A 6,469-nucleotide genomic window follows, 5' to 3' on the forward strand; every position below is an offset into this window, starting at 1 on the left:
GGACTGGATCCATCGCGGTCGGGGTGGGCATGTCTGCCATCGCGGTTGGCGCGCTGTCCGTCGGCGCAGCGAGCGCCGACCCGTTGAGCGACTCTGGAACAGACTGCGGCGCCATCGCATTCCCGGACAACGAGTTCTGGACCGGCCGAAGCGCTCCGGTCCGCATCGTTGAAGGCAGTGTGTCCTGCAACGAGGCCCTATCTGTCCTCGACCGTTACATCCATGGTGTCTCCTACCCGGAGGGCGGCAACTACCTGGTGTTTCCGGTCGACGACTGGACATGCCAGATCCCGTACTCGGGTGCAATGCTGACCGAGTGTGGCTGCTCGGTCATTTGCGGGCGCCCCGGTGACCGAATAATTACCGTGAACTACTAGCAGGCGATCTTGATTCCGAACGTGCTCGTCGAGCGGAAGCTCGGGTCGTCGAGATCGAAGCCCACCGCCGTGCCGTTGATGTCGAAGGTGCGGTCGGTCATCGTCACCGTGGCCTCGCCGTCGAGGCCCTGGTTGTAGCTGCCGGTGAACCCGCCGAGGTCGGTGATGCGCAGCAGCCGTACATCGAGGTCCTCGGCGTTGGACACCATCGTGTACACCCCGGAGTCCTCGCCGCCGGTGGAGATCATCGTCAGCGATTCGATCGTCATGCAGTTCACCGCGTAGGAGGTTCCGGCATCCTGACCGTTGACGGTCACCTGAGCGGTTCCCGGGATCAGCGCGCCCTGTGGCGGGTGGTAGGGCGGCGGCGGAGACGACGAACACCCGGCGGCGAGAGCGGCGGCGGCGAGAGCGCAGGCACTGACTGCCCATCGTGTGGTCACAGGGCAGAATCTACTTCCGTGCCGGTGCCGATGTTCAGTGATCCGTTTTTTCGGGTGGAGGCCGAACTGCCGGGCCGACTGGGCCGGACCGGGGTGATCACGACCCCGCACGGTGAGATCCGGACCCCGGCCTTCATCGCCGTCGGCACCCAGGCCACCGTCAAAGCGGTCCTGCCGGACACCATGAAAGAACTTGGTGCCCAGGCGATCCTGGCGAACGCCTACCACCTGTACCTGCAGCCGGGGCCCGATATCGTCGACGCAGCGGGCGGTCTGGGCGCGTTCATGAACTGGTCCGGCCCGACGTTCACCGACAGCGGTGGATTCCAGGTGCTCTCGCTGGGGGCGGGTTTCCGCAAGGTGCTGTCGATGGACGCTCAGCGGGTCCAGGCCGACGACATCATCGCCGAGGGCAAACAGCGCCTCGCCCACGTCGACGACGACGGGGTGACGTTCCGCTCGCACCTGAACGGGTCCAGTCACCGCTTCACCCCGGAGATCTCCATCGGGATCCAGCGGCAACTCGGTGCCGACATCATCTTCGCGTTCGACGAGCTGACCACCCTGGTCAACACCCGCTCCTATCAGGAGCGCTCGGTGCAGCGCACCCACGACTGGGCGGTGCGCTGTCTGGTCGAGCACCGCAGGCTCGACGAGTTGCGTCCGGACAAGCATGCCCAGGCACTGTTCGGGGTGGTACAGGGCGCCCAGTACGAGGATCTGCGGCGCCACGCCGCCCGCGGGCTGGCCGGGCTGGGCTTCGACGGTTTCGGGATCGGCGGGGCGCTGGAGAAGCAGAACCTCGCCACGATCGTGGGCTGGGTGAGCAGCGAGCTGCCCGCCGACAAGCCGCGCCACCTGCTGGGCATCAGCGAGCCCGACGATCTGTTCGCGGCCGTGGAGGCCGGTGCGGACACCTTCGACTGTGTCTCTCCGTCCCGGGTGGCCCGCAACGCCGCGGTGTATTCGCCGGACGGCCGGTTCAACATCACCGGTTCCCGGTACCGGCGCGACTTCACCCCGATCGACGAGGCCTGCGACTGCTATACGTGCGCGCACTACACGCGCGCGTATCTGCACCATCTGTTCAAGGCCAAGGAGATCCTGGCCTCGACGCTGTGCACGATCCACAACGAACGGTTCGTCATCCGTCTCGTCGACGACATCCGTGCGGCCATTCCGGCGGGCCGGTTCGACGAGCTGCGTGAGCACGTGCTGGGTCGGTACTACGCGGCGAAAGCCTGACCTGCGTCCTTTTAGACGCGTGCACAATAAGAGCATGACGACTGCCGCGGACCCCCAGTCCCTTCTGATGCAGATGCTCGATCCGGTGCACCGCGCCGATCCCTACCCGCTGTACGGGCGGATTCGCGAGCACGGTCCGCTGCAGCTGCCGGAGAACAACCTGGCGGTGTTCTCCTCCTACGCGCTGTGCGATCAGGTGCTGCGCGACCCGTCGGCGGCCAGCGACCGGCTCAAGTCGACCGCGGCGCAGCGGATGCTGGCCGAGGGCGCGACGCCGCGTCCGTTCGGTCCGCCGGGGTTCCTGTTCCTCGACCCGCCCGACCACACCCGGCTGCGCCGGCTGGTCAGCAAGGCGTTCGTGCCCAAGGTCGTCAAGGCGCTCGAACCCGACATCGTGGCGCTGGTCGACTCGCTGCTGGGCAAGGCGACACCCGGCGAGCCCTTCGAGGTGATCACCGGGCTGGCCTATCCGCTGCCGGTCGCGGTGATCTGCCGGCTGCTCGGTGTGCCGCTGTCCGACGAGCCCCAGTTCAGCGCCGCCTCGGCGAAGCTCGCCCAGGCCCTGGACCCGTTCCTGGCTGTCACCGGCAGCGCGGGGGAGGGATTCGAGGAACGCATGCAGGCCGGGCTGTGGCTGCGCGGGTATCTGCGCGAACTGATCGCCCAGCGCCGCCGCGATCCCGGCGAGGACCTGATGTCGGGGCTGATCCACGTCGAGGAGTCCGGTGACCAGCTGACCGAGGACGAGATCGTCGCGACCTGCAACCTGCTGCTGATCGCCGGGCACGAGACCACGGTCAACCTGATCGCCAACGCGACGCTGGCGTTGCTGCGGGATCCGGCGCAGTGGGCGGCGCTGGCGGCCGACCCCGAACGCGCCGGCGGGGTGATCGAGGAGACGTTGCGCTACGACCCGCCGGTGCAGCTGATCGGCCGGGTGGCCGGCGACGACATGACGATCGGCGGTGTGACGGTACCCAAGGGCGACAACATGCTGCTGTTGCTGGCCGCCGCCCACCGCGACCCCGACCTGGTCGAGCGTCCCGACGAGTTCGACCCGCAGCGGCCCACGATCCGTCACCTCGGCTTCGGCAAGGGCCCGCACTTCTGCCTGGGCGCACCGCTGGCCCGGCTCGAGGCAACCGTCGCGCTGACGGCGCTGACGGCGCGTTTCCCGCAGGCCGCGCTGGCCGCGGAGCCGACCTACAAGCAGAACGTCACGCTGCGCGGGATGGCCGAACTGCCGGTGTCGCTGAGCTGAGATCAGCCACCCAGTTCACCGATGACCGCCGCGGCGGCCCGCTCGCCGGACTCCACCGCGCCCTCCATGTATGCGCTCCAGTGGGTCGCGGTGTCGGTGCCGGCCCAGTGGATCGCACCGACGGGCGCGGCGAGCGCAGGGCCGAACGTGGTCCACACCAGGGGGCCGCAGTTGGCGTTGTAGCAGCCCCGGGTCCACTGCCGCTCGGCCCATTCGCCGTCCACGTAGCACTCGGGGTGGGCCGCCTTCGGACCGAAGTGGCGCACCAGCTCCGCGGTCAGCGCGCCCCGTCGCCGGTCGGTCGGCAGCCGACCGTACGTGCGGGCCTGGTCGCCCTCCAGGAACAGCAGGAGCACCCCGCGGCCGTCGCCGGGCATGCAGGTGTCGTTGGACATCCGCGCCGGCCCGATGTCCGAGATCAGCTGACCGTTGAGTCCGTCTGCGCGCCAGAACGGTTCGTCGTAGACGAAGAACGCCTTCATCGCCGAGGCGTTGGGCAGCCGCTGGGTGAGCTGATCGCGCACCCCGGGCAGCGGCGGGTCGTACATGATCCGGCCGGCCAGCGTCGGTGAGAGCGTGACGATCACGCGGCGGCCGCGCGCGACCAGACCGCCGCGGCAGGTGACGGTCACCTGCTCGGCACCGTGCTCGATCAGCAGCACCGGGGCCTCCAGGACCAGATGGTCGGCGATCAGAGCAGCCAGCCGCCGCGGGATCTCGCCGGTGCCGCCGACGAACCGGGTGGTCTGCGCCCCGCCCTCGGACTCGGCGAACAGCTCCGAGGTGACCCCGCACGTCTGGATGGTGAACAGCAGATGCAGGAACGACACCTCCACGGTGGGTACCGCCAGGATCCCGACGGTGCAGATCTCCAGCAGGGTGCGGGCCACCGGCGAAAGTCCCTGACCGTCGTACCAGGCCCCCGCGGTGATCGAATCCCATTCCGCGGCATGCGGTGCCAGCCACGGCGCCTCCGGAGGGACCTCGGCTGCCAGCTCGTCGAGCAGCCGCAGCACCTTTTCCAGCTCGGCCAGCTCGGCGCCGAACCTGCTGTGGAAGTCGTTCTGTCGCAGCACACCTGAGCCGGCCAGCTGGTAGGAGGTCTCGCCGTCGTCGTACTGCGGAAACGTCTGGACCCCGAGTTCTTCGGCCAGCGCGAACATCCGGTGATGGGTATCACCGATCCACTGGGCTCCGAGTTCGACGGGCAGGCCGGGCAGCGCCTCCTCGGTCAGGATGCGGCCGCCGACCCGGTCGTCGGCCTCGAGCACCAGCGGTGTCAGCCCCGCTGCGAGAAGCGCACGGGCGGCGATCATCCCGGAGATGCCGGCGCCGACGATGATGACGTCCGCTTCGCGCGACGGTGCAGTGATCATGCGAAACTCTCTCACGGCCGACGTCAGTCGGGCCGGTATATCCACGGTGTGCGCGGCAGCGTGTCCGGATCGAACTCGGCGAGCATGCCGCCGACCGTGTGGGAGCGGTATCCCAGCGAACCGGCGATCTGGGCCAGCGCGTCCGGCGCACCGATCTCGGCGAGGGTGACCGCCCCGTCGCGTTTCGCCAGCCGGGCACCGGCGTCGTTGAGTACCAGCGGCACATGGGCGTAGGTCGGCTGCGGGTGGCCCAGCAGGCGGGCCAGGTAGGCCTGGCGGGGCGCCGAGGACAGCAGATCGTCGCCGCGCACCACCTGGTCGACCCCGCAGGACGCATCGTCGACGACGACCGCCAGGTTGTAGGCCGGCACGCCGTCACCGCGGCGCACCACGAAGTCGTCGACCAGGCCGGTGTAGTCCCCGTGCAGCACGTCGTGCACGGTGTGCTCGGTGGTGTCGGCGCGCAGCCGCAGCGCGGGTGGCCGCCCGGTCTCGCGCCGGCGTGCCGCGCGTTGAGGTTCGGTCAGGTCCCGGCAGGTGCCCGGATAGGCGCCCTCCGGGGCGTGCGGGGCTCGCGGCGCGGCGGCGATGTCTTTTCTCGTGCAATAGCATTCGAATACCCGGCCGCGCTCGATCAGGTCGGCGACGACGGCGTCGTAGCGCTGCGGATGCGCCGTCTGCCGGGTGGCCTCGCCGTCCCAGTCCAGCCCGAGGGCCGCCAGGTCGGCCAGTTGACGGTCGGCGATCTCGGTGTGGGTGCGGTCGTCGAGATCCTCGATGCGCATCAGGAAGCGCCTGCCGGTCGACCGGGCGAACAGCCAGGCCAGCACGGCGGTACGAAGATTGCCGATGTGCAGGTCGGCCGAAGGGCTGGGCGCGAACCTGCCTGCAGCCGTCATCCCCGTCACGTTAGTCGGCCAGCACCTCGGCGAAGGCCGAGCAGAACCAGTCGACGTCGGTCGGTGAGAACACCAGCGGCGGACGGATCTTCAGGACGTGGCCGGCGCTGCCGCACACCGAGATCAGCACGCGGCGCCGGCGCATGGCGTTGACCAGCCGGCGGGCCGTGTCCCGGTCGGGCGTCTTGGTGCGCTGGTCGCTGACGATCTCCACGCCGAGGTAGAGCCCGGCCCCGCGGACGTTCCCGATCCGCGGGTCGGTCACGGCGGCGAGTCCGGCTCGCAGCGCGGCCCCGACATCGCGGGCGCGGTCGCGCAGCCCGTCGGCTTCGATGACGTCCAGCACCGCCGCGGCCGCCGCCATCGACACCGGGTTGCCGGCGAACGTGTTGAAGTACGGCACGCCGGTCGCGAACGGTGCCAGCACCTCGGCCCGGCCGGCCATCGCCGCCACCGGCAGCCCGTTGCCCATCGGCTTGCCCATCGTGACGAGGTCCGGAACCACCCCATGGCGCTGGAAGCCCCACATCGCATCCCCGGTGCGCGCGAAGCCCGGTTGTACTTCGTCGGCGACGAAGACGCCCCCGCGTCGGCGGACTTCGGCGACGGCCGGGCCCAGGACGTCGGGGGTGGGGTAGACGCCGTCGGAGGAGAAGATCGTGTCGAGCACCAGGGCACTGACCCCGTGCCCGGCGGCCGCCAGATCGTCGGCGGCGCGGGCCACATCGTCGGCGAAGCGTCCGGCCAGTTCGCCGGCGGGCACCCGGTAGCTGTCCGGTGCCGGCACCGTCCGCACGTTCGGGCCCACCGTCGCCGCGCCGCCCAACGACGGTGAGATCGCGGTGACGGTGGCGGTGTTGCCGTGGTA

General features: G+C 69.8%; 7 protein-coding genes. 3 read left to right on the forward strand and 4 right to left on the reverse strand.

Annotated elements, in window-relative coordinates; all coding sequences use genetic code 11:
• Positions 1-377, forward strand: a 377-nt coding sequence (locus ACN27A_RS34475; RefSeq protein WP_421459216.1) for a hypothetical protein, incomplete at its 5' end; no start/stop codon positions are given.
• Here the strand turns inward: ACN27A_RS34475 and ACN27A_RS34480 are convergent.
• Positions 374-931 (reverse strand): lipoprotein LpqH, encoded by a 558-nt coding sequence (locus tag ACN27A_RS34480; RefSeq protein ID WP_421459219.1) that lies wholly within the window; start codon positions 929-931, stop codon positions 374-376. The genes ACN27A_RS34475 and ACN27A_RS34480 overlap by 4 nt on opposite strands.
• Between ACN27A_RS34480 and tgt the strand changes: the two genes are divergently transcribed.
• Together tgt and ACN27A_RS34490 are read left to right on the forward strand one after the other, a co-directional pair.
• Entirely contained in the window at positions 839-2,065 is a 1,227-nt protein-coding gene (tgt, locus tag ACN27A_RS34485) for a tRNA guanosine(34) transglycosylase Tgt (RefSeq protein ID WP_421459222.1), read from the forward strand. The genes ACN27A_RS34480 and tgt overlap by 93 nt on opposite strands.
• A 34-nt stretch (positions 2,066-2,099) precedes the next feature.
• Positions 2,100-3,326 (forward strand): cytochrome P450, encoded by a 1,227-nt coding sequence (locus ACN27A_RS34490; RefSeq protein WP_421459225.1) that lies wholly within the window; start codon positions 2,100-2,102, stop codon positions 3,324-3,326.
• A gap of 2 nt (positions 3,327-3,328) precedes the next feature.
• Here ACN27A_RS34490 and ACN27A_RS34495 read toward each other — a convergent pair whose 3' ends face one another.
• The 3 genes from ACN27A_RS34495 to ACN27A_RS34505 all read right to left on the reverse strand — a co-directional run.
• Positions 3,329-4,702: a flavin monoamine oxidase family protein gene (locus tag ACN27A_RS34495; protein WP_421459227.1), complete on the reverse strand. Its 1,374-nt coding sequence runs from the start codon at positions 4,700-4,702 to the stop codon at positions 3,329-3,331.
• 23 nt (positions 4,703-4,725) lie between these two features.
• Complete coding sequence (gene gluQRS / locus ACN27A_RS34500) at positions 4,726-5,601, reverse strand: tRNA glutamyl-Q(34) synthetase GluQRS (protein WP_421459229.1); 876 nt, start codon at positions 5,599-5,601, stop codon at positions 4,726-4,728.
• Between the two features lie 10 nt (positions 5,602-5,611).
• Positions 5,612-6,469: aminotransferase class III-fold pyridoxal phosphate-dependent enzyme (locus ACN27A_RS34505; RefSeq protein ID WP_421459232.1), on the reverse strand; the 858-nt coding region annotated here is incomplete at its 5' end.

Origin of the sequence: Micromonospora sp. WMMD737 (genome assembly GCF_049179055.1) — a bacterium.
GTDB lineage: Bacteria > Actinomycetota > Actinomycetes > Mycobacteriales > Micromonosporaceae > Micromonospora > Micromonospora reichwaldensis.

What these genes read in the sequence shown, in the direction of transcription:
- ACN27A_RS34490 (WP_421459225.1), top strand. Translation starts at nt 2,100, where the DNA reads ATGACGACTGCCGCGGACCCCCAGTCCCTTCTGATGCAGATGCTCGAT.
- ACN27A_RS34495 (WP_421459227.1), bottom strand. Translation starts at nt 4,702, where the DNA reads ATGATCACTGCACCGTCGCGCGAAGCGGACGTCATCATCGTCGGCGCC.
- gluQRS (WP_421459229.1), bottom strand. Translation starts at nt 5,601, where the DNA reads ATGACGGCTGCAGGCAGGTTCGCGCCCAGCCCTTCGGCCGACCTGCAC.